The 20,586-nt window shown below is 70.2% G+C and carries 18 protein-coding genes; 7 read left to right on the top strand and 11 right to left on the bottom strand.

Annotated features, from left to right (window positions below):
- Positions 1-63: 63 nt before the first annotated feature.
- The 8 genes from OG905_RS02505 to OG905_RS02470 form a co-directional block, all read right to left on the bottom strand.
- On the bottom strand, positions 64-675 hold the full coding sequence (locus OG905_RS02505; protein WP_328665930.1) for a TetR/AcrR family transcriptional regulator: 612 nt from the start codon (positions 673-675) through the stop codon (positions 64-66).
- Between the two features lie 120 nt (positions 676-795).
- Positions 796-1,656, bottom strand: a complete 861-nt coding sequence (locus tag OG905_RS02500; protein ID WP_328665929.1) for a 3-hydroxybutyryl-CoA dehydrogenase — start codon at positions 1,654-1,656, stop codon at positions 796-798.
- A gap of 75 nt (positions 1,657-1,731) precedes the next feature.
- A complete protein-coding gene (locus OG905_RS02495) occupies positions 1,732-2,904 on the bottom strand; it encodes an acyl-CoA dehydrogenase family protein (protein ID WP_328665928.1) in 1,173 nt (390 codons plus the stop codon).
- A 30-nt stretch (positions 2,905-2,934) separates the two neighbouring features.
- A complete protein-coding gene (locus tag OG905_RS02490; RefSeq protein WP_328665927.1) occupies positions 2,935-4,107 on the bottom strand; it encodes an acyl-CoA dehydrogenase family protein in 1,173 nt (390 codons plus the stop codon).
- Positions 4,108-4,149: 42 nt separating this feature from the next.
- On the bottom strand, positions 4,150-6,204 hold the full coding sequence (locus OG905_RS02485; protein ID WP_328665926.1) for an acetate--CoA ligase family protein: 2,055 nt from the start codon (positions 6,202-6,204) through the stop codon (positions 4,150-4,152).
- A gap of 1 nt (position 6,205) precedes the next feature.
- Positions 6,206-6,397: a ferredoxin gene (locus OG905_RS02480; protein WP_328665925.1), complete on the bottom strand. Its 192-nt coding sequence runs from the start codon at positions 6,395-6,397 to the stop codon at positions 6,206-6,208.
- Positions 6,394-7,686 (bottom strand): NADH-ubiquinone oxidoreductase-F iron-sulfur binding region domain-containing protein, encoded by a 1,293-nt coding sequence (locus tag OG905_RS02475; RefSeq protein WP_328665924.1) that lies wholly within the window; start codon positions 7,684-7,686, stop codon positions 6,394-6,396. Before OG905_RS02475 ends, OG905_RS02480 begins: the two co-directional genes overlap by 4 nt.
- Before the next feature lie 182 nt (positions 7,687-7,868).
- Positions 7,869-8,312 (bottom strand): hypothetical protein, encoded by a 444-nt coding sequence (locus OG905_RS02470; RefSeq protein ID WP_328665923.1) that lies wholly within the window; start codon positions 8,310-8,312, stop codon positions 7,869-7,871.
- 392 nt (positions 8,313-8,704) lie between these two features.
- Here OG905_RS02470 and OG905_RS02465 point away from each other — a divergent pair, with 392 nt between their 5' ends.
- From OG905_RS02465 to OG905_RS02435, 7 genes are all read left to right on the top strand, one after another.
- A complete protein-coding gene (locus tag OG905_RS02465) occupies positions 8,705-9,943 on the top strand; it encodes an aromatic ring-hydroxylating oxygenase subunit alpha (RefSeq protein WP_328665922.1) in 1,239 nt (412 codons plus the stop codon).
- A gap of 217 nt (positions 9,944-10,160) precedes the next feature.
- Positions 10,161-11,297: a polyamine ABC transporter substrate-binding protein gene (locus OG905_RS02460; protein ID WP_328665921.1), complete on the top strand. Its 1,137-nt coding sequence runs from the start codon at positions 10,161-10,163 to the stop codon at positions 11,295-11,297.
- Between the two features lie 4 nt (positions 11,298-11,301).
- Positions 11,302-12,204, top strand: a complete 903-nt coding sequence (locus OG905_RS02455; RefSeq protein WP_328665920.1) for an ABC transporter permease — start codon at positions 11,302-11,304, stop codon at positions 12,202-12,204.
- Between the two features lie 56 nt (positions 12,205-12,260).
- Positions 12,261-13,133, top strand: a complete 873-nt coding sequence (locus OG905_RS02450) for an ABC transporter permease (RefSeq protein WP_328665919.1) — start codon at positions 12,261-12,263, stop codon at positions 13,131-13,133.
- A 5-nt stretch (positions 13,134-13,138) separates the two neighbouring features.
- Positions 13,139-14,245, top strand: coding sequence for an ABC transporter ATP-binding protein (locus tag OG905_RS02445; RefSeq protein ID WP_328665918.1), 1,107 nt, complete (start codon positions 13,139-13,141; stop codon positions 14,243-14,245).
- A gap of 41 nt (positions 14,246-14,286) precedes the next feature.
- Positions 14,287-15,609, top strand: a complete 1,323-nt coding sequence (locus OG905_RS02440; RefSeq protein ID WP_328665917.1) for a flavin monoamine oxidase family protein — start codon at positions 14,287-14,289, stop codon at positions 15,607-15,609.
- A 7-nt stretch (positions 15,610-15,616) separates the two neighbouring features.
- Positions 15,617-17,014: an aldehyde dehydrogenase family protein gene (locus OG905_RS02435; RefSeq protein ID WP_328681994.1), complete on the top strand. Its 1,398-nt coding sequence runs from the start codon at positions 15,617-15,619 to the stop codon at positions 17,012-17,014.
- Positions 17,015-17,021: 7 nt separating this feature from the next.
- On the opposite strand, the gene OG905_RS02430 is transcribed toward OG905_RS02435, so the two are convergent.
- The 3 genes from OG905_RS02430 to OG905_RS02420 all read right to left on the bottom strand — a co-directional run bounded on the left by OG905_RS02430 (position 17,022) and on the right by OG905_RS02420 (position 20,559).
- Entirely contained in the window at positions 17,022-18,548 is a 1,527-nt protein-coding gene (locus OG905_RS02430) for a carboxylesterase/lipase family protein (RefSeq protein WP_328665916.1), read from the bottom strand.
- 102 nt (positions 18,549-18,650) lie between these two features.
- Positions 18,651-19,550 (bottom strand): MBL fold metallo-hydrolase, encoded by a 900-nt coding sequence (locus OG905_RS02425; RefSeq protein WP_328681992.1) that lies wholly within the window; start codon positions 19,548-19,550, stop codon positions 18,651-18,653.
- 37 nt (positions 19,551-19,587) lie between these two features.
- Positions 19,588-20,559: an SMP-30/gluconolactonase/LRE family protein gene (locus OG905_RS02420; RefSeq protein ID WP_328665915.1), complete on the bottom strand. Its 972-nt coding sequence runs from the start codon at positions 20,557-20,559 to the stop codon at positions 19,588-19,590.
- Between the last annotated feature and the right edge of the window lie 27 nt (positions 20,560-20,586).

The following is a 20,586-nucleotide window of genomic DNA, read 5'->3' as shown; positions in this document are numbered from 1 at the left end:
GAGGGGTTCTGAGTTACAGCGTGTCGTCGGTCTCGGGACGAACCGAAAGAGGACCGGGGTGCGTTACAGAGCCGGGAACTCCGCCGGTACCGCGAGGGTGCCGGCCACCGCACCCCAGATGGCATTCTGAGCCGTCTGCACGCTGACCCGGGAGTCGGTCAGCATCAGGCGGATGCCGAACCCGTCGCACAGGGCGAGCAGGAGCGTGGTCGTCGCGTCGATGTCGCAGGGTGCGAACTCTCCCGAGTCGATGCCCCGCTGAATTGCCTCGCCGACCCAGGTGTGGAGCTGTCCGTACAGGTCGATGGCCAGATGCTGTGCGGCCTCGTCGCGCAGGGCCCGAACCCACAGCTCCTGCCAGAGTCGCCAGTCCTGCCTGAGTTCCGGGTCGGTGGGGAGCAGGCTGTTGAGGATCCGCGCCAGAATGACCGAGGCGGGCACCGAGCCCGCGTCTCTTTCGAGCTCGGTCCCGGTCTGTGCGAATGAGTACGTCATCGCCTCGGTGAAGAGTTTCTCGCGGGTCTCGAAGTGGTAGTGCAGCAGAGCTGTTGACACCCCCGCGCGCTTCGCCACCATCCACATGCGGATCTTCTCGAAGCCGACCTCGGCGATCACCTCGCACGCCGCGGCGAGAATCCGCTCACGAGTCTCGCGCGTGCGTTCGGCCTTCGTCACGTTGGTGCTCCCTGGGTCGGATCGGCGTCGGCGTGGTCGGTGGGATGCCGGGTCTCCCGCGTTCCATCTTCCCGTATCTCTTTCCTGCCTCTCCGGCAGCTCCGGGCCACGGTGCGGCGCTCATCGGTAGGTATGAAAGCCGCGGTCCGACTTACGCCCGAGCATGCCCGCGTCGACCATGCGGGCGAGCAGCGGCGGAGGCGCGTACAGCGGCTCGCGGAACTCCTCGTACATCGACTCCGCGATCGCTTGGGTGGTGTCCAGCCCTATCAGGTCGATGAGTGCGAGCGGACCGAGCGGGTGGGCGCAGCCCAGGATCATGCCGCGGTCGATGTCCTCCACGGAGGCCGTGCCCGACTCGACCATCCGGACGGCGGCCAGCAGGTACGGGACGAGCAGGGCGTTCACGATGAAGCCGGCCCGGTCGCGGGCGCGTACGACCTGCTTGCCCAGAACTCCGGAGGCGAAGTCTTCTGCCCGCCGTGCCGTGTTCTCGCCGGTCAGCAGCGACGGCACCAGCTCGACCAGGGGCAGTACCGGGACGGGGTTGAAGAAGTGCAGGCCGATCACCTGCTCGGGGCGGCCGGTGGCCGCGGCGAGGCGGATGACCGGGATCGAGGACGTGTTGGTCGCCAGGATCGCGTCAGGCCGCTTCACGGTCGCATCGAGGCGTGCGAAGACGTCCACCTTGGCGGCTTCGTTCTCGGCGACGGCCTCCGCAACCAGGTCTCGGTCCGCCATCCGGTTCAAGTCCGTGGTTGTCTCGATGCGGGCCAGCGCGCTGTCCCGGTCCTTGGGGGACAGCTTCCCGGCGGCGGTCGCGCGAGCGAGGGATCGGCTGATGCGTCGGAGCCCGGCTTCCGCCGCGGCGCGGCTCGTCTCGAGCACCACGACGTTCCGTCCTGCCCGGGCGCATACTTCGGCGATGCCTGATCCCATCAGGCCGCAGCCCACGACCCCGATCCGCTCGATGTCGTCCATTGGTCCTCCTGTGACGGCGTGTGAGGGGGAGCGAGCCCGGCCGCGGTGGGGCGGCTGCGGCCGGGCCGGGTGGACTCAGGCGGGAGAGGGCATCTGCAGAACGCCCGTGCCCCGCTTGACCAGTTCACCCGCGATGATCAGGCGCTGGATTTCGGAGGTGCCTTCCCAGATGCGGTCGACGCGCAGTTCGCGGTAGAGGCGTTCGACGGGGTAGGAGCGGTCGTAGCCGCGGCCGCCGAAGATCTGCACGCAGCGGTCGATAACCCGGCCGGCCGCTTCGCTCGCGGACAGTTTGGCGATGGCCGCCTTCGCGTGGAGCGTCTTACGGTCGCAGGCGCCCTCGGTCACCTCCCAGGCGACCTGGTGGGTGTAGGCGCGGTTGACGGCGATGTCGACGGCGCAGTCGGCGAGCATGCCCTGGATGAGCTGGAAGTCGGCGATGGGGGAGCCGAACTGGCGGCGTTCGACCGCCCAGTCGCGGGCCAGTTCCAGGGCTCGTTCGGCGGCTCCGGTGGTCCGCGCCGCGATCATCAGCCGCTCTTCGGTGAACCAGGAGCGGGTGATGTCGTATCCGTTCCCGATGCCACCGAGCACGGCGTCGTCGCCGACATGGACCCCTGTGAACGTGAACTCGGGGTGCTCGTAGACGAAGGTGTGCATGAAGCGCGGCACCCGTGTCATCTCGATGCCCGCAGTGTCCTTGTCGACGAGGAAGAGGGTCGGTGCACGCTCTTCACCGGCGGCGGCCAGCACGATCATGAAGTCGGCGTGGTCGCCGACGGTGACGAACCACTTCTCGCCGTTCAGCACCCAGCCGTCGGTGGTGCGTGTCGCCGTCGTGGTGATGTTCTGCGGGTCGGATCCGGCCTCCGGCTCGGTGACCGCGTAGCAGTCGCGGCGCCGCCCCCGGATGACGGGAACGAGGTAGCGCTCGCGCTGCTCGGGGGTGCAGAAGCGCAGCGCGTTCGCCGGGCGCCACACCATGTCCCACAACGCACCGGTGAGCCGGCCGAGTTCCTCCTGGACGACGGCCTGCTCCAGGATCGTCAGTCCTGCTCCGCCCCACTCCTCGGGCATGTTGACGGCCTGGAGTCCGCTGTCCAATACAGCGTCGCGGATCTCGGCGTGGGCGGCGGGCGGCAGGCCGTTGTTCTCCTCGCAGTCGATCTCGTACTTCATGATGAACTCGGTGAGCCCGCGCGCGGAGCTCCTGAGCTCCTCCTGACGGGCGGTGAGACGGAAGTCCATGTCAGTCCTCTGATAGCGGTGGACGGGGTGTCAGGAGGTGGGGAGCGCGAGCGCCCGGGCGCCGCGCTTGATCAGTTCGTTGGCGATGATCAGGCGCTGGATCTCGGAGGTGCCTTCCCAGATGCGGTCGACGCGCAGTTCGCGGTAGAGGCGTTCGACGGGGTAGGAGCGGTCGTAGCCGCGTCCGCCGAAGATCTGGACGCACCGGTCGATGACGCGGCCCGCTGCCTCGCTCGCCGCGAGCTTCGCCGTCGACGCCTTGGCGTGCAGTGCCTTGCGGTCGGTGTGCGGCTGGTCGGCTTCCCAGGCGACCTGGTGGGTGTAGGCGCGGTTGACGGCGATGTCGACGGCGCAGTCGGCGAGCATGCCCTGGATGAGCTGGAAGTCGGCGATGGGGGAGCCGAACTGGCGGCGTTCGACTGCCCAGTCGCGGGCGAGTTCCAGGGCCCGTTCGGCGGCTCCGGTGGTGCGCGCCGCGATCATGAGCCGCTCGTCGGTGAACCATTCCTTGGTGAGCTCGTAGCCGTTGCCGACACCGCCGAGCACGTCCTCGTCGGGGACGAACACATCGGTGAACGTGAACTCGGGATGCCCGTTGACAGCGGAGTGCATGAACCGGGGCACGCGCGTCATCTCCACGCCCGGCGCCTGCTTGTCCACGAAGAAGAGGGTGGCCGCCCGCTCGGTCCCCGCGTCCGCCTGCACCAGCAGGAAGTCGGCGATGTCGCCGCAGGTCACGAACCACTTCTCGCCGTTCAGCAGCCAGCCGCCGTCCGTACGGGTCGCGGTGCTGGTGCCCGAGGAGGGGTCAGAGCCCGCGCCCGGTTCGGTCACGGCGAAGGCGTCGAAGCGCTCACCGCGGATGACGGGCAGCAGATACTTCTCACGCTGCGCCTCGGTGCCGTACGCCAGCACGTTGGCCGGCCGCCACGGGATGTCCCAGAGGCAGTTGGTGACCTTCCCGAACTCCTCCTCGACGATGACCTGGTCCAGCAGGGACAGCCCTGCGCCGCCCCACTCGGCCGGCATGTTGATCGCGTACACGCCGGCGTCGATCGCGGCGCGGGTCAGCTCGCGGACGGTGTCGGCGGGCAGCGGGCCGCCCGCTTCCTCGGACTGGTTCTCGTACTCCATCAGGAGCCTGGTGTACGCGGCGGCCCGGCTCTTGAGGTCGGCCTGCTCGGGTGTGTAGCGGAAGTCCATCGTGTTCTCCGGGCCTTTCGGGTTGGGGAGTGCGGGGAGCGGTCAGGCGAGCACGGCGCGGGAGTCCAGGGCGAGCACACCGTCCGGGCGGACCAGCAGCGGATTGACCTCCAGTTCGGCGATCTCCGGATGGGCGGCGGCGACGGTGGTGATGCGCTCGATGACCTCTGCGGCGGCTGCCACATCGAGGGCCGGACGCCCGCGGACACCTGTCAGCAGAGCGGCGGACCGAAGACCGCGCAGCAGCTCTTCGGCGCGGGCGGCCGGAAGGGGGGCCAGGGCGAAGGCGACATCGTGCAGGGCCTCGGTGAGGACGCCGCCGAGACCGACCATGGCGACCGGACCGAACCTCGGGTCCCGGTTGACTCCCACGATCAGCTCGATCCCGTCGTCGAGATCCGCCATCGCCTCGACCGAATAGGAAGGCGCGCCGAGCCTGGCGTGCATCGCCCGGTACGCGGCGAGGAGCGCCGGACGGTCGGTGAGGCGCAGGGCCACTCCGCCCGCGTCGGACTTGTGCAGGACATGCAGGGCCTTCAGGACGTACGGACCGGCGAACTCATCGGCTGCGGAGAGCAGTTCGGCCTCGCCGGTGATTTCGCGTGCCTGGGGGTACGGCACGCCGGCGTCGGCGAGGACGCCCCGGATCCCGTGGTATCCGGCCTCGCGCAGCGGCGGGGCGGGGGGCGGGAGGGGGGCGAGTCCGGGCGGCCCGCCCAATACCGCCATCGCGGCGAGCGCACGGGCCGCATCCTCGGTCGCCGAGAACACTGGTATGCCCGCCCCGGCCAACGTGCGACAGCTTGGCGACTTCGGATACATCGACTGCACGACCAGCGGCTTCGGCCGGGCCCGCCAGTGCGCGACGATGTCCCGTGCGGCCTCGGCCTCGCCCTCGGCGAGGGTGGCTCCGCCGCCGCCGAGACCGCTGCCGGAGGCCGCGTAGCCCCCGAAGTAGCCCGACATCAGGACGGCGTCGACCTCGTCCATGGCCAGGAGTCCGCCGACTGTCTCGGCGTACGAGCGGGGGTTCTGCTCGCCCATTCCGGCCAGGTCGACCGGATTGCCGACCGCGGACTGCTCCCACAGCAGGGCCCGTAGCCGGTTCTGTGCCGCGGCACCGAGTTCGGGGACATCGAGACCCGCGGCTTCCGCCGCGTCCGCGGCGATCACGCCGTGTCCGCCGCCGTCTGTGAAGACCGCGGTACGCCGCCCGAAGGCACGTGCACCGGAGCTGCGGGCGGCCAGGACCACGGTCATCTCGCGTGGTGTGGCAACCAGTTCCACGCCGGCGTCCCGGCATGCGGCGGCCACGACATCGGAGGACGTGGTGAGCGCCCCGGTGTGGGACTGGGCGCTACGCGCGGAGGCAGTGCCGCGGCCCGCGGTGAGCAGAACGACCGGCTTGCCCGCCGCGGCAGCCGCCTGCGCGAAGGCACGGCCGTCGCCGAAGTCCTCGGCGTACACGGCGATCGCCGAGGTGGGCTCGTGCCGGGCGCAGTCCTCGACCAGGTCGACGAGGGTGACATCGGCCTGGTTGCCGAGCGAGACGAACCGGGAGAAGCCGAGGCCGTGCCGCTCCATGCGGAGCTGGAGTTCGAGGGCCAGATTTCCGCTCTGGCTCAGCAGCGCGACACGGCCGGGCGCGAAGGTGTCCGAGGCGAGATGCAGCTCGGTCGTGTTGTCGGCGATGCCCAGACAGTTGGGGCCGACCAGGACCGCACCTGCCTCCCGCACCCGTGCGGCGAGTGCCTGCTGCCGGGCCAGCCCGTCCGCACCGGTCTCGGCGAAACCGGCGGTGATGCCGACGATGGCGCGTGCGCCGCACTCCAGAGCCTCGTCGACCGCGGCCTCGAAGCCCGCCCCGGGCACGGAGATCACCACGAGCTCGACGGGCTCGCCGATCGCGGTGAGGCTGGTTGCTGCCCGGCGCCCGAGAACGGTCCCACCGCGGCGGTTGACCAGGTGCACCGGCCGGCGTCCGAGGGCGCGCAGCGCCTGCGCCGCCACGGCGTAACCGTATTTCGCCGGGTCGTCGCTGGCCCCGACCACGGCCACGGACTTGGGATCGAAGAGCGCAGTCAGGTCACGTCCCATGTCACTTCTCCAGCCGCAGCGCGGAGTTGGGGCAGCTCTCGGCGCAGGCGTGGGCCGCGTCTTCTTCCCCGGGCGGTACGTCGACGGCGAGCACCGACGCGTAGCCCCATTCGTCGAGTTCGATCAGACCGGGGGAGTGCTCATGGCAGAGCCCGTAGCCCTGGCAGCGTGTGGAGTCCAGGAAGAGTTTCATGCTGTTCCTTTCAGCGAGGGCACGGCCTCGGTCGCAGAAGCGGCGTCCGCGACATGCGGTACGGCGACCACCAGCCGGTGACCGCCACGGGGCGGACAGGCGGCGCAGAGCGGGCACGGCGTATCGAGATGGCTGCGGACGAGGGCGGGAAAGGCACGCAGGAGGCTGCCGGCCGTACCGGCGGCGGCGTCGAGCAGCCCGCATGCGCCCCGCCCCGGCAGGGTTTTCGACCAGCGCTCCAGTCGTTCGGCGGCGTCGGGGCCCGCCGTGCCGGTCGTCAATGCCCGCAGCGTGTCGCGGATGGCGGTGGTGCCCGATACGCAGACGCCGCACTGCCGGGCGCTCTCGCCTGTGAGGTGGTCGACCGCGTCGGCGGCGACGGCCACCGGGCATGCCCCCGGGGCGAGGAACCGGATCGCGCCGCAGCCCAGTGCCGTGCCCGCACCGGCGAGCGCGGCGTGGTCGAGCGGAAGGGACGGCCAGCCGGGTCCGACGAGTCCGCCGAACAGTCCGCCCATGAGCGCTCCGGACGCGTCGGCGGCGCCCAGTTCGGCGGCGAGTGTGCCCAGGGTGGTGCCGTAGGGGACCTCGGAGAGGAGGGGGTCCTCGCAGGGGTCGTCGGCGGCGCCACGGTCGGTGGAGAGGGTGAGCAGCGTGCTGTGGGCGATGCGGTGACGCAGGTGGGGGTGTGCAGCGATGAGCGCGATCCGGGCGAGTGTCTCGACGTTGCAGACCAGCGTGGGCCGGTCGGCGACTCCGCGTTCGAACGGGCGCGGGGGCTTGGCGGTCGGCAGGGCGGGTCCGCCGTTGATACGCCGGACGGCGGCGGTCTCCTCGCCGCCCACATAGGTGTGGTCGGTCTCGATCACCTCGACCGGCAGCGGCGTCGGGCGCTCGGCCAGGGCACGGCGGACGCGTGTCGCCGCGCAGGGATCGGAGAGATAGACATAGCCGTGTTCGGCCCCGGTGATCGCGGCGGCGAGGGCGAGTCCGTCCAGCACGAGATGGGGCCGGGCGCGCAGCAGCCAGCGGTCCTTCACCGACCCGGGCTCGCCCTCCTCACCGTTGGCCACCACGACGGGCACGCCGGTGCCGTCCCGTACGGCCGCGAGCTTGATGGCGGCCGGGAAGCCCGCGCCGCCGCGGCCGAGCAGACCGGCGTCGGTGATCAGGTCGAGCAGCTTCGCCGGGTCTGCGGTGTCGCGGTATCCGCCGGTGGCGGCGTACGCCTCGGCATCTTCCGTGACTTCGGGGGCCGGGCCGAGGAGGGTGCCGGGTCCACCAGGCATCAGCGACCGGATACGGGTGGCGGTCGCGGACGTCGATACGCCCCCGATCTCGCTGGTTTCTGGGGGGCTGCCGGCCGTCGGGCCGCGCAGTGGACGGGTCTGCGTCGCGCGTGATTCCCGCTGTCCGGGCGCGCTCGGCACCGTCCTCGCACCGGCCCCGGTTCCGGGCCTTGCGCTCGCCGTCATCCCCGGCCTCCTTGCGTCAGCGTCGGCTCCGGTCCGCTCGCAGGCGGAGCTGTGGCGGTGCGCAGCGCCCGTACCGCCTGCTCCAGGGCGCTGCGGTCGGCCGCGGTCCGGTCGTATCCGGAGCCCGGCAGACCGATGAGCATCCGGTGGTGGTCGAGCACGACTTCGCCCGCGAGGAGGGCTGCCCTCCGATCGCCGGGCACGGAGCCGTCGGCGACGGAGGTCACCAGCGAGGTGACCTCGGCGAGGTAGCGCAGCCAGCTGCGCCGACTGCCATGCAGGATCAGGCTCTGGACCCGGCGCCGCTCGGCGGCCGCCGTCCTCGGCGCTGGTGCGGCCGTGTCCGGCGCACGGGTGCGCAGGGCAGCGACGGCAGGGGGCAGCTCCCGTTCCGGTTCGGGTGTCAGCCCGAGCCAGGCGAGACTCCGACGACCGCTCATGCGTGCCTCCGGGAGGGGAGTGGGGAGCCGTCACGGCGCATCCGGGCCGGTGGGAGCCGAGTGCGGTGAGCGTGTGTCCGTGGCCTGCGGCCGTGGACCGGAGCGCCGTGCGACGGGGATTCGGCGGTAGGGGACCGGGCGGGGTCGCCCGGGAGCTGCCGGCGTCCGGCTCCGCGGCACAAAGCCTCGGATCGCCGGGAGCAGCGATGACCACTACGCTAACTAATCAATTAGTCAGTCCACAAGACTTGACACCCCGGCAACCCGCCAGCAATCTGACTGACCAATTAGTCAGCGCAGTCCGCGGCACCGGATGCATCACCCGGGCCCCGTACCGCCCTAGGGCCGCCTCAACACCGATCGCCGCCTGTGCGGCATTGAGGAGTCAGCCGATGCAGCCCGAAGCCGAAGCCCCAGCAGCTCCCGCAGCACCGCCTCTGCAGGAGCCCCACGAGACGAACCCCGACCGGACAAGCCACGCAGGCGCCACAGCGGACCCGGACAGCCCGCACCAGGACGACCCCGGCCAAGCCCTGGCCGCCCGCTACTACACCGACCCCGACACGGCCGCCGCCGAAACCCGGCACATCTTCGCCAGGTCCTGGCAGCTCGTGTGCCATGAATCCGACCTCCCCGGCCCCGGCGCCAGACTCGCCGCCACGGTCGCCGACCGCGAAGTGCTGGTGGTGCGAACCGAGGACGACAGCCTCGCCGCCCACCTCAACATCTGCCGCCATCGCGGCACCCGGCTGGTCACCCGGCCCGAACCGTCCGGCAAGGCGATTCGCTGCCCGTACCACGGCTGGACGTACAAACTCGACGGACGCCTGGTGGGTGCCCCCGAGGCGCGGCAGATTCCGTGCCTGGACAAGCCGAAGCTCAGTCTGTTCTCCGTCCGCGTGGAGTCCTTCCTGGGCTTCGTCTTCGTCAACCTCGACCAGAACGCCGTACCCCTGGGCGAGCAGTGCGCCGGACTCGCGGAAGCCGTCGGCCACTACGCCGGAACCGATCTCGTGCCCATCGGACGCAGCCGTATCCACCACCTGGAAGGCGCCGAGGTCCAGCACGCCAACTGGAAGGTCGCCGTCGACAACTACCTCGAGGGCTACCACGTGCCCGTCGCCCACCCCGGGCTGATGCGGCTGCTCGACTACCAGGGCTACACCAGCGAGATCCGCGACGCGTACACACTGTTCGCCTCACCGCTGCGTGACAAGCCGTCCTCGAACTGGGCGGAGCGCCTCTACCAGCGCATCACCGCCCCCATGCCGGGTCTGACCGAGGCCGACCGCCGGGTCTGGCGGTACGCCGTGATCTACCCCAATACACTTATCGACTTTTACCCCGACCATGTGCTTGCCTGGACCGCGATCCCGACGGCGGTGGACCGCGTGGCCGTACCCGGAGCGTTCTACACGCGCCGTGGCACCGGACTGCGCACCAAGCTCGCCCGGCGGCTGAACATCCACATCGGCTGGATCACCAACGACGAGGACGCCGAACTGGTGGCCCGTGTGCAGAAAGGACTCACCACACCGGGCTTCGAACCTGGGCCCCTGTCCCGGCGCGAGTCCGCGGTCGGCTGGTTCGCCGGCCGCGTCCGCGCCGACCTGGACGGCGTGGAGCCCTAGCCGAACCTGTCCCCGCGGCCGCCGGGCAGCACTGAGCTGCCCCCTCGCGGCCGGCGTGGAGCCCGAACCGCCAAGGCCACCCCCCTGTCGAGTACGCCATCGGTCCCCCCGAACCGACCCGCGGCTCCCCGGGTCCCGCACGTGCACACGTGTCAGGGGCCACCCCGCCCGCACCAGGTGTCCGTTGCCCGCGCGGACCCCACGGAGAGGACCTCGTATGTCCCCCGAAGCATTCCCCCTGTCCCGCCGCTCCTTCCTGCGCACCGGCTCCGCCGCGGCCGTCGGCCTCGGCCTGACCGCGGCCGGCTGCGGATTCTCCTCCTCGGGCCCCGCCGCGAAGAAGGCCGAGGAAAAGCCCATCGACGTCAAGGTCGACGGTGACCTCGTCTACTTCAACTGGGCCGACTTCGTCGATCCGGCCGTCTTCGCCGGATTCGCGAAGGAGTACGGAGTCAAGGTCATCCAGTCGAACTTCGACTCGATGGAAGGCATGGCCGCCAAGCTCAACGCCGGCAACCGCTACGACATCATCTTCCCGACCGCGAAATGGGCCCAGCGGCTGGCGGAAGGAAACCGGCTGCGCGCCATCGACCACAGCCGGCTGAAGAACGCCGACTCCATCTTCAGCCACTACGACTACTTCGCCGACCCCTGGTACGACCCCGGCGCCCGCCACACCGTCCCCTTCACCATGTACAAGACCGGGATCGGCTGGCGGAAGGACAAGATCGGCAGCGACCTGCCCGGCTCCTGGGACGATCTGTGGAGCGCCAAGGCCAAGGGCAAGGTCTTCCTGCTCGACGACCGGGACGAAGTCCTGGGCATGGCGGCGCTCAAGCTCGGCCTCGACCTCTCCACGAGCGCCGAGGGTGAGCTGGGCCGTATCACCGACTCCCTGCGCTCGCTGCGGCCCCATCTGCGCGGCTTCTCCAGCGACAGCTACAACAACCTGCTCACCGGCAACGCGGCCATGACCCAGGCATGGAGCGGCGACATGGCCGCCATGCTCAACCAGGCGAAGGACCCCTCGATCTTCGGCTTCGAAGTCGCGAAGGAAGGGGCTCCGATCAACTCGGACTGCTACGCCATCCCTTCCGATGCCCGCCACCCCGGCACGGCGATGCTCTTCATCGACTACATGCTCCGCCCGGAGAACGTGAAGAAGAACATCGAGTACATCGGCTATCCCATGCCGGTCGACGGCACTGAGGAAACGTACGCCGCGCTCGTGGAGCCGTTCCCCGAGTGCCAGGTCTCCGCCGACGACCTGACGGACGAGCTCTACTTCCGCAATGTCACCTCCGAGGGCGAACAGGCACGCGACACGGCCTGGACCCGCGTGAAGGCCGGCTGACGACATGAGACGACGCACAGATCACGCCCTGCCCCCACCCCGCAGAGGACCGTCCGCCGGCGGCAACCGGCTGTGGGCCTGGCTCATGGTCCCGGGCACCCTGTGGATGTCCGCCTTCCTAGTCGCCTCCCTGGTCCTGGTCGCGGCACTGGCGCTCGGCACCACCGACCCCCTCGGCAATCCGCACTTCGGGCTCAACTTCGAGAACATCACGGCGCTGGCCGAACCCGCCTACCGGGCCGTGCTGCTGCGCTCCCTCGGCTACGCCCTGCTCACCTGCGTCATCTGTCTGGCCGTGGCCTACCCCGTCGCCTACACCATCGCCCTGCACGGCGGACGCTTCAAGAACCTCCTGATCGCGGCCATCGTCGTTCCGTTCTTCGCCAACTACCTGGTGCGGATGTACGGCTGGTCCGTCGTCCTGTCCGACGACGGCCCCCTGCTGAAGGCACTGCGCGCCGTCGGGCTCGCCGACAGCGGCACCAAGATTCTCCAGTCCGGCGTGGGCGTCATCGCCGGGCTGGTCTACGGCTTCATCGTGTTCATGATCATTCCGCTGTACGCGGCGCTGGAGCGCATGGACGTCTCGCTGATCGAGGCAGGCCGCGACCTCTACGGAGGCCCCCTGCGGACCTTCTTCTTCGTCACCCTGCCCGCCACCCGGCAGGGCGCGGCAGCCGGCTGCGTCCTTGTCTTCCTGCCCGCCATGGGCGACTTCGTCAGTGCCCAGCTGATGGGAGGCCCCGACCAGATCATGATCGGCAACCTGATCCAGGACAAGTTCTTCCAGGGCCAGAACTGGCCGCTCGGCTCCGCACTCACCATGCTCATGATGGCGGTCCTGTTCCTCGGGATGATCGGCTACCTCCGCCGGGCCCGCAAGGACGAAGCGGAGGCGACGCGATGACCCTCCGCCCGGCCCTCAAACCCCAGCGCCGCCCCGCCTCCCGTCCGCTCCGCGCCGTGAGCACGCGCACGCAGAGCAGCCCTGCCACCGGCGCGCCCCGCGTCCGCAGGCGCCGCCGCGGCACCGACCGCAAGCCCCGCTTCGCCCTCGCCGTCACAGCCGCGTTCTTCGCGCTTCTCTACCTGCCCATCGGCGTCGTCGTCCTCTTCTCCTTCAACTCCCAGAAGTCCCTCACCGTCTTCAAGGACTTCAGCCTCCGCTGGTACTCGGCCTTCTTCCGGGACGATGTCCTGCTCGACTCGCTCGGCATGAGCCTGCGGGTGTCCCTGGTCGCGACGGCCGGTTCGCTGATCCTCGGCGTGGCACTGGCACTCGGCCTGGTCCGCTGCCGCAGCCGCCTCGGCTCCCTCGCAGGCCTCATCATGCTCGTCCCCCTGATCACCCCCGAGATCGTCACAGGGGTCGCGGCCATGATGCTCTTCAAGGGCATGGGCATCACACTGTCCACCGGCACCGTCATGCTCGCGGAGATCACCTTCTCCATCTCCTATGTGACGGTCATCCTGCGGTCCCGGATCGCCGCCCTCAACCCCGAGGTCGAAGAGGCCGCGATGGACCTGGGAGCCACCCGCTGGCAGGCGCTACGCCTGGTCACCCTGCCCGCACTGCTCCCCAGCATCCTCGCCTCCGCCGTACTGATTTTCGCGCTTGTCTTCGACGACTTCGTCCTCGCCTACTTCACCACCGGCGTCGACCCGCAGCCGCTGTCCGTCCGCATCTACTCGGCGATCCGGTTCGGTGTGCAGCCCACCATCAACGCCGTAGGCACCCTGATGCTCGCCGGATCCATCGGCCTCATCGCCCTCGCCCTGTTCATCCCGCGCCTGTTCGGCCGTCGCGGCGGCCTCGACCTCCTCTCCGGGAAGTGACACCCGTGACCACGACGACCACCACGGCCGCCCTGGCGGCGACGGACACCGCACCCGCGGTCCGGCTCGACTCCGTCAGCAAGAGCTACGGCGACTCCTACGCCGTCCGCGACCTCACCCTGGACATCGCGTCCGGCGAGTTCTTCTCCCTCCTCGGCCCTTCGGGCTGCGGAAAGACCACCTCGCTGAGGATGATCGGCGGATTCACCGACCCCACCGACGGCAGCATTCTGCTCGGCGGCGAAGACGTCACCGCCCTGCCTCCCAACAAGCGCAACGTCAACACTGTCTTCCAGAGCTACGCCCTCTTCGACCACCTCTCGGTCGCCGACAACGTCGCCTTCGGCCTCAAGCGCGCAGGCGTCGGCCGCACCGAGATACGCGAACGCGTTGCCGGCATGCTGGAGCGGGTACAGCTCGGCAGCCTGGCCGACCGCAAGCCCCACACCCTCTCCGGCGGCCAGCGCCAACGCGTCGCCCTGGCCCGCGCCCTGGTCAACCGCCCCCAAGTCCTGCTCCTCGACGAGCCGCTGGCCGCACTGGACCTCAAACTCCGCCGCCAGATGCAGGTCGAACTGAAGCAGATCCAGCGGGAGATCGGCATCACCTTCGTGTTCGTCACCCACGACCAGGACGAAGCCCTGACCATGTCGGACCGGGTCGCGGTGATGAACGAGGGCCGCGTCGAGCAGTGCGGCACCCCCGAGGACGTGTACGAACGCCCGGCCGGCAGCTTCGTCGCCTCGTTCATGGGCACCTCCAACCTCGTGCCCGGCACGTACCGCGCCGGTGACGTCCACGTCGACCAAGGCCCAGCGCTCCCTGTCGGGCCCCGCACCGGCGTCAGCGACGGCAGCCGGGTCAGCCTGTCCATCCGGCCGGAGAAGATCTGGCTCTCCGACCTCGAACCCGGCATGACCCGCGTGAACGGCGTCGTCCGTGAAACCGTCTACTCCGGGCCGACCACCACCTACCTCATCGAACTCGCCCCCGGCATCACCCTGTCCGTACTGGAGCAGAACACCGACCGCTCCCGCATGGAAGACCGCTGGAGCGGCGGTGAAAGCGTCGAGATCGGCTGGAGGCCCGAGCACTGCCTGGTTCTCGACTGACCGCCCCGACTGTGCAGCCGAACCAGCGAAGGAACGCACCCATGAACCACGATGTCATCGTGCTCGGCGCAGGACTCGCCGGTCTCGCCGCCGCACGGGACCTCGCCACAGGCGGAGCCGACGTCCTCGTCCTGGAGGCCCGCGACCGTGTCGGCGGACGCGTCGAACAGACCGAACTCCCCGACGGCCGGCTCGTCCAGCTCGGCGGCGAAGTCGTCGGCCGGGCCCACACCGCCTACCTCACCCTCGTCGAAGAGCTCGGACTCAGCCTCGTCCCCAGCTATGTCGCCGAACCCGGCGTCATGGCCCGCGCCACACCCGAGGGGATCTCTGCCGGGGATCCGCCCCACTGGTTCGGCCCCGGAGACGACGCCTGCCACCGACGGCTCACCGCCGCATTCACGGCCCTCGCCCACAGCGTCGACCCCGACAACCCCTGGTCACACCCCGAGGCCGCCACTCTCGACGCCCTCTCCGTCGCCGAATGGCTGCGCTCCGAGGGCGCGAGCCCCGCCGTCGTACGCCTGTGGGAGATCGGTCAACTCGCCCTTGCCAGCGGCTCGTACGAACGGACCTCGCTCCTGTCCGCCCTGCGCAAGCACGCAGCCGTCCCCGGCGGCGACGAGACAGAGCACTACGACTACCAGGACTGGGAGGGGCTGCGGGTGGCCGAAGGATCGGCGACGGTGGCTCTGCGCATGGCCGACGCGCTGGGGCACCGCATCCGGCTCGGCGCTCCCGTCGAGGAAGTCGCCGCAGGGCCGGGCGGCTGCACCGTACGCATCGCCGGAGGGGAGAGCTTCACCGCCGGCGCAGTCGTCAGCGCCCTGCCCGTCGGCCCGCTGCGCCGCCTCACGGTCACCGGAGTCTCCGACGCACGACTCGCCTCTCTGCACCGCCAACGACAGGCCGTCGCCGCCAAGTTCGTTGCCGCCTACGACAAGCCGTTCTGGCGCGCATCGGACCTGAGCGGCCTGTCCGAGTGCGAAGGCGTCCTCGGCAGCACCTGGCCGCAGAACGAAGGAATCCTCTCCGCCCTCGTCCCGCCGGAACGGTATGGCGTGCTCCTCGGTATGCCCGAAGCCCTGCGGGAGCACGAACTGCTCGGCGACATCGCCCGCCTCTACGGAGACGAAGCGCACAGCCCGCTGAGCACGTACGTGCGGATGTGGGGCACCGATCCCTTCACCCAGGGATATGTGACCCAGTGGACTCCCGGCGATGTCATGGCCGTCGGCCCCCTGCACGCAACCCACGAACCGCCCTTCTACGTCTGCGGATCCGACCAGTGGGTGGCGGGCTACATGGAAGGCGCGGTACGCACCGGCCGCGCCGCGGCGAAAGAGGCACTCACGCGTGGCTGACACTCGTATGCACACCGTCCTCAACCACATCGGGGGAGCGGACCTGCCGGCGGCCTCGGGCGCGACAACCGAGCTCGTCGACCCGGCGACCAGCAGGACACACGGCACCGCCCCGCTCTCCGGCCCGCAGGACACCGACGAAGCCTGCGGAGCCGCGGCTGCCGCGTACGAGCTGTGGTCCACGACCACACCGGCCGAACGGGGGCTCGCACTGCTGCGCATCGCCGACGCCATGGAGAGGCACGCGGACGACCTGGTCGCGGCGGAGACCGCGGACACCGGCAAGCCCGCCGACCTGTTCCGCTCCGACGAACTGCCCGCGATCACCGACACCTTGCGCTACTTCGCAGGAGCGGCACGGAATCTGCCCGGTGCCGCCGCGGGCGAGTACACCGAAGGACGCACCTCGCTGCTGAGGCGCGAACCAGTCGGTGTCTGCGCCCAGATCACGCCGTGGAACTACCCCCTGATGATGGCCGTGTGGAAGATCGCACCGGCGATTGCGGCCGGCAACACGACCGTACTGAAACCCGCCGACACCACCCCGTCCTCGACCGCACTGCTCGCCCGGATCGCCGCCGAGCATCTGCCCGCGGGCGTACTGAACGTGGTGTGCGGCAACCGTGACACCGGACGGGCCCTCGTCACCCACCCGGCAACCCGGCTGATCGCCGTCACCGGAAGCGTCCGGGCCGGTCAGGAGATCGCCGCCGCGGCGGCCCCGGACCTCAAAAGGGTCCATCTGGAACTGGGAGGCAACGCCCCGGTCATCGTCCACGACGACGTCGACGTCGAGACAACCGCCGCGCAGCTTGCCGCTGTTGCGTACTACAACGCGGGCCAGGACTGCACGGCCCCCACCCGCCTGCTCGTTGACGCCCGTATCCACGACGCATTCGTGGACGCCTTCACCACCCGCGCCGCAGCCCTGACCCCAGGAGTCGACTTCGGTCCCCTCAACAACGCCTCCCAACGCGCCGCGGTGAAGGGTCTGCTGGACCGTCTGCCCGGCCACGCAAAGATCGCGACCGGCGGCTGTGAGGCACCGGGTCCCGGCTTCTTCCATCAGGCCACCGTCGTCACCGGCGTCCACCAGAGCGACGAGATCGTCCAGGAGGAAATCTTCGGCCCGGTGGTCACCGTCCAGCCCTTCACCGACGAGTCCGAAGCCCTCCGTCTCGCCAACGACGTGCGCTGCGGCCTGGCGGCCGGCGTCTGGACCACGAACCACGATCGGGCGATGCGGGCGATGAGGGCTCTGCGTACCGGCATCGTCTGGGTCAACACGCACGGAACCACCGTGTCCGAGATGCCGCACGGCGGTGTCAGGCATTCGGGTTACGGCAGCGATCTGTCGCTGGCGGGCCTGTTGGACTACACACAGGTCAAGCACGTGATGCTGTAGACCGGGGTCAGGACTTCCGGGCAGGTCGGCGGTGATCGGTGCACGCCCAGGCTTCGGTCTCACGGGGGCGCGGGTCCTCGGCCAGCTCCCAGGCGGCGCCGATCCGCTGCACGCGGCAACGGCCGGACTCGTGGCGGGGCCACCCGGGATCGCCGCCGGCGGCGAAGCGGACCCATGCCTGGTGCATCCGGGCGGCGAGGTCGGCGGGCGGCTCGCTGGTGCCGAGCAGTGCTTGCGGGCCGTGCAGCGACGGCAGGTCGAGGCAGTCGAAGACGAACGGCAGCTCCATGGTGTGGCTCGCGCCGAGTTGTCCGTCGAGCGCGTTGGACCGCCAGGTGAACTCGTAGACGAATGTCGGTGCGTCCCCCGCTGTCGCGTGCGCGTGGGCCATCCGCCGGGTGCCGGTGCCGAAGAGTCCGTCACCGAGCACGGCGGTGCGCAGTTCCGCGGCGGATGCGGTCGGCCGCTGGGTCCGGTACGCGTGGATCAACTCGTCGGGGCGGGGATGGAATCTCGCCGCGGTTGCCCGGACGTCGGCGTCGGTGCTGCCGGGCAGCATGCCGTTCGGGGCGAGGTAAAGGCTGCCCTCGTCGATGTTGGCGCCGATGAGCAGATCGACATCCGTCCCGCGGCCGGTGGCTACGGCAGCGGCCGGCTGCTGTTCGAGGACGAGGCTGAACGTTGTGATGCCGCCGAGCGGGTCGTGGTGGGTCGGCGTATGCAGGTCCAGGCCGCTCAGGTGGGGCACGAGGCCGACGAGTCGCTCGTCGGGGATGTCGGCCAGGGTGTGGGCGGTGGGTTCGAGTCCGAGGTGCCGCCCGACTTCCGCGGTGACGATCCGCGCCTGCTCAGGGGTGAATGCGCCGGTGCCGCTGCCGCTTTGCATGATCGCCCGGCGGATCAGGCCGTGAGAGGCTGCGTCGGCGAGGACGCCGCCGACGATGATGGCTCCTGCGGACTGGCCGAACAGGGTCACGTTGGCCGGATCGCCGCCGAAGCGGGGGATGTTGTCCTGCAGCCAGCGCAGTGCGGCCAGGACGTCGAGCATGCCCCGGTTGTCGGGGGCGCCCGGTAGGTGGAGGAAGCCGGGGATGCCCAGGCGGTAGTTCAGGGTGACGAGGACGACGCCGTCGCGGGCGAAGGCGGTCCCGTCGTACAGGGGGGCGCCGGCCGAGCCGGCGACGAAGCCGCCGCCGTGGACGAACACCATGACGGGCGCCGGCGGCCCCTGCCGGTCCGGGGCCCAGATGTCGGCGGTGAGGTAGTCGGCACCGGGCCGCCCGCCCGGCACGAAGTAGGGCGACATGTCCAAGGAGCCGAAAGCGTCCCGGGCAGGCTGCGGCGCTGTCGGGCCGCGCCGGGCAGCGTCACGGACCTGTGTCCACCGCTGGTGCGGGCGGGGTGCGCCGAATCGCAGGTGCCCAACGGGCGCAGCCGCGTACGGCACACCAAAGAAGGCCGTTCCGTGGGTGTTGCGGCGACCGAGGACCGGGCCGGTGGTCGTGGTGACGATGACGGAATCGGTGGGGGCCATGGTGTGTCCCTTCGTGTTGCGCGGCGCTCGGCCGGTCGCCCGCCGCCCTTGGGTGGGCGCGGCAGCGGGCGACCGGTGGGGTTCTGCGGGTTGTGCCGGGGCTCAGTACCGGGGGAGTGGAGCCCACCGCTTGATGGCGAAGGCGTCCGCGTCATGGGTGACTTCGAGCGCGCTGTGGCCGCTGAGGTGTGCGGGCAGTACGAGCGCGTTGGTGTCGGCGGCCCAGCCGAGCAGCTTGCGACGGGTCGCGCGCGCAGCGGCCGGGTCCTCGCAGAAGCAGCTGTTGTGGTCGGGTTCCATGACCTGCAGCGGGGTGTGCAGCAGATCGCCGGCGAACAAGGCCCGGTCGGAGCCGGAGTTGAGCTTGAGCACGCTGGATCCCGGGGTGTGGCCCGGGGCCGCCTCCAGGCGCAGGTTCGCGTCGATGGTGTGGCTGCCCTCCCACAACTGCACCTGGCCGGCTGCGTACACAGGGGCGACGCTGTCTTCGAAGACGTTCTCGTTGACGCCACCGGTGATGTTCGGGTTGTTCGCGGGGTTCCAGAACTCGAAGTCGGCCTTGGGCATCAGGTAGGTGGCGTTGGGAAACGTCGGGACCCAGGTGCCGTCGTCCAGGCGGGTGTTCCAGCCGACATGGTCCACGTGCAGGTGGGTGTTCACCACCAGGTCGACGTCCTCCGGCCGCACCCCGGCCCGCTGCAGGTTGCCGAGGTAGTCGAGAAGTAGGTGGTCCCACGCCGGGACGGCCGGGCGGGCCTTGTCGTTGCCGATCCCGGTGTCCACGAGGATGGTCCGGCCCTGGCTGCGCAGCAGCCACGTCTGCATCGCGACCTGGACGATGTCGTCGTCGGAATTGAGGTGGTCGGGGACGAGTACGTCCGCGTGCCGCCGCCATGCCTCCTCGGGCGAGCCCGGGAAGAACTGCTGCGGGGTCATGCCGACGGGGCCGTGCATCTCCTCGATCCGGGTGACGGTGACGTCACCCAGCTTGATCTCGTTCACGGTCTCATTCATCGTGCGCTCCACGGGGGTTGGTCGATCAGCGGTTGTGCGGGAGACGGGCCAGCAGCAGATTGGGGTCGGTGGCCGTGGTGTAGGCGGCGCTGGGCACGTAGGCGGTGTCGCGGCGCAGTGCGACCGAGGTGGGGTTCTGCAGACCGTCGGCGGCGGTCAGGACGGTGGACACGGAGCCGTTGCCCCCGATGCGGACGACCGTGTTGGGGGCGTTGAGGGCCGCAAGGATCTCGTCGCCGTTGCCGGTGAAGGCGAAGTCGTCGATGCCGACGAGGTTCGTGGCCCTCGTCCGGACCGGGCCGGGCCCGTTGCCCGGCAGGAACGGGATGCGCAGCACAGTGCCCTTGTCGAGATTGGTCACCCACAGCGCACAGTCGTGGATCTTCAGGCCGTTGGCTCCGAGGAAGCCGGCGGGAGCGAGTTCCGCCGCTGAGGACCACGTGGTCGGCTCCCCACCGGCGGCGGGGACAGTGAAGATCGTCCCGAGCACGGAGTCGGCGATGTAGAGCACGCCCCTGCGCTCGTCCAGCGCCAGTCCGTTGGGCAGGCCGCCTGCGGGCAGCGCGGCGATACGGTGCGGGGCGCCGCCCGGGCGCAGCCGCCACAGGCCCGTCAGGTCTTCGGTGCCGCTCGCATAGAGGAAGTACAGCGTCCCGTCATGGGCCCGGGCGATGCCGGTGGTCAGCGCGAAGCCGAGGACCGGGGTGTTCACCCCGCCGTCGGCGGGAGCCGGAAGCGTGGCGAGCACCCGCGTCCTGCCCGCAGGGGTGACAGCCGCTACCTGCCGACCGGCCGCGAAGGTGACGTAAGCAGTGCCGTTGGGATCCAGCGCGATGTTCTCCGGCATCTGCCCCTGCGCCAGATCGAAATGCGCGGCAATCCGGGTCTTGACCACCGGAGCGGTGCCCGCAGACGCCGGGGCCACGGTGACGGCGGCCAGGGTGACCACAGCGACCGCCGTGGCCGCGCCGGCGATTGTTGCCAGTTTCTTTTTCATGTTCCTTCACGGTTTTCGGGCGTGCGG

This window comes from Streptomyces sp. NBC_00322 (genome assembly GCF_036147535.1).
GTDB lineage: Bacteria > Actinomycetota > Actinomycetes > Streptomycetales > Streptomycetaceae > Streptomyces.
This window is presented reverse-complemented; position numbering and strand designations above follow the sequence as displayed.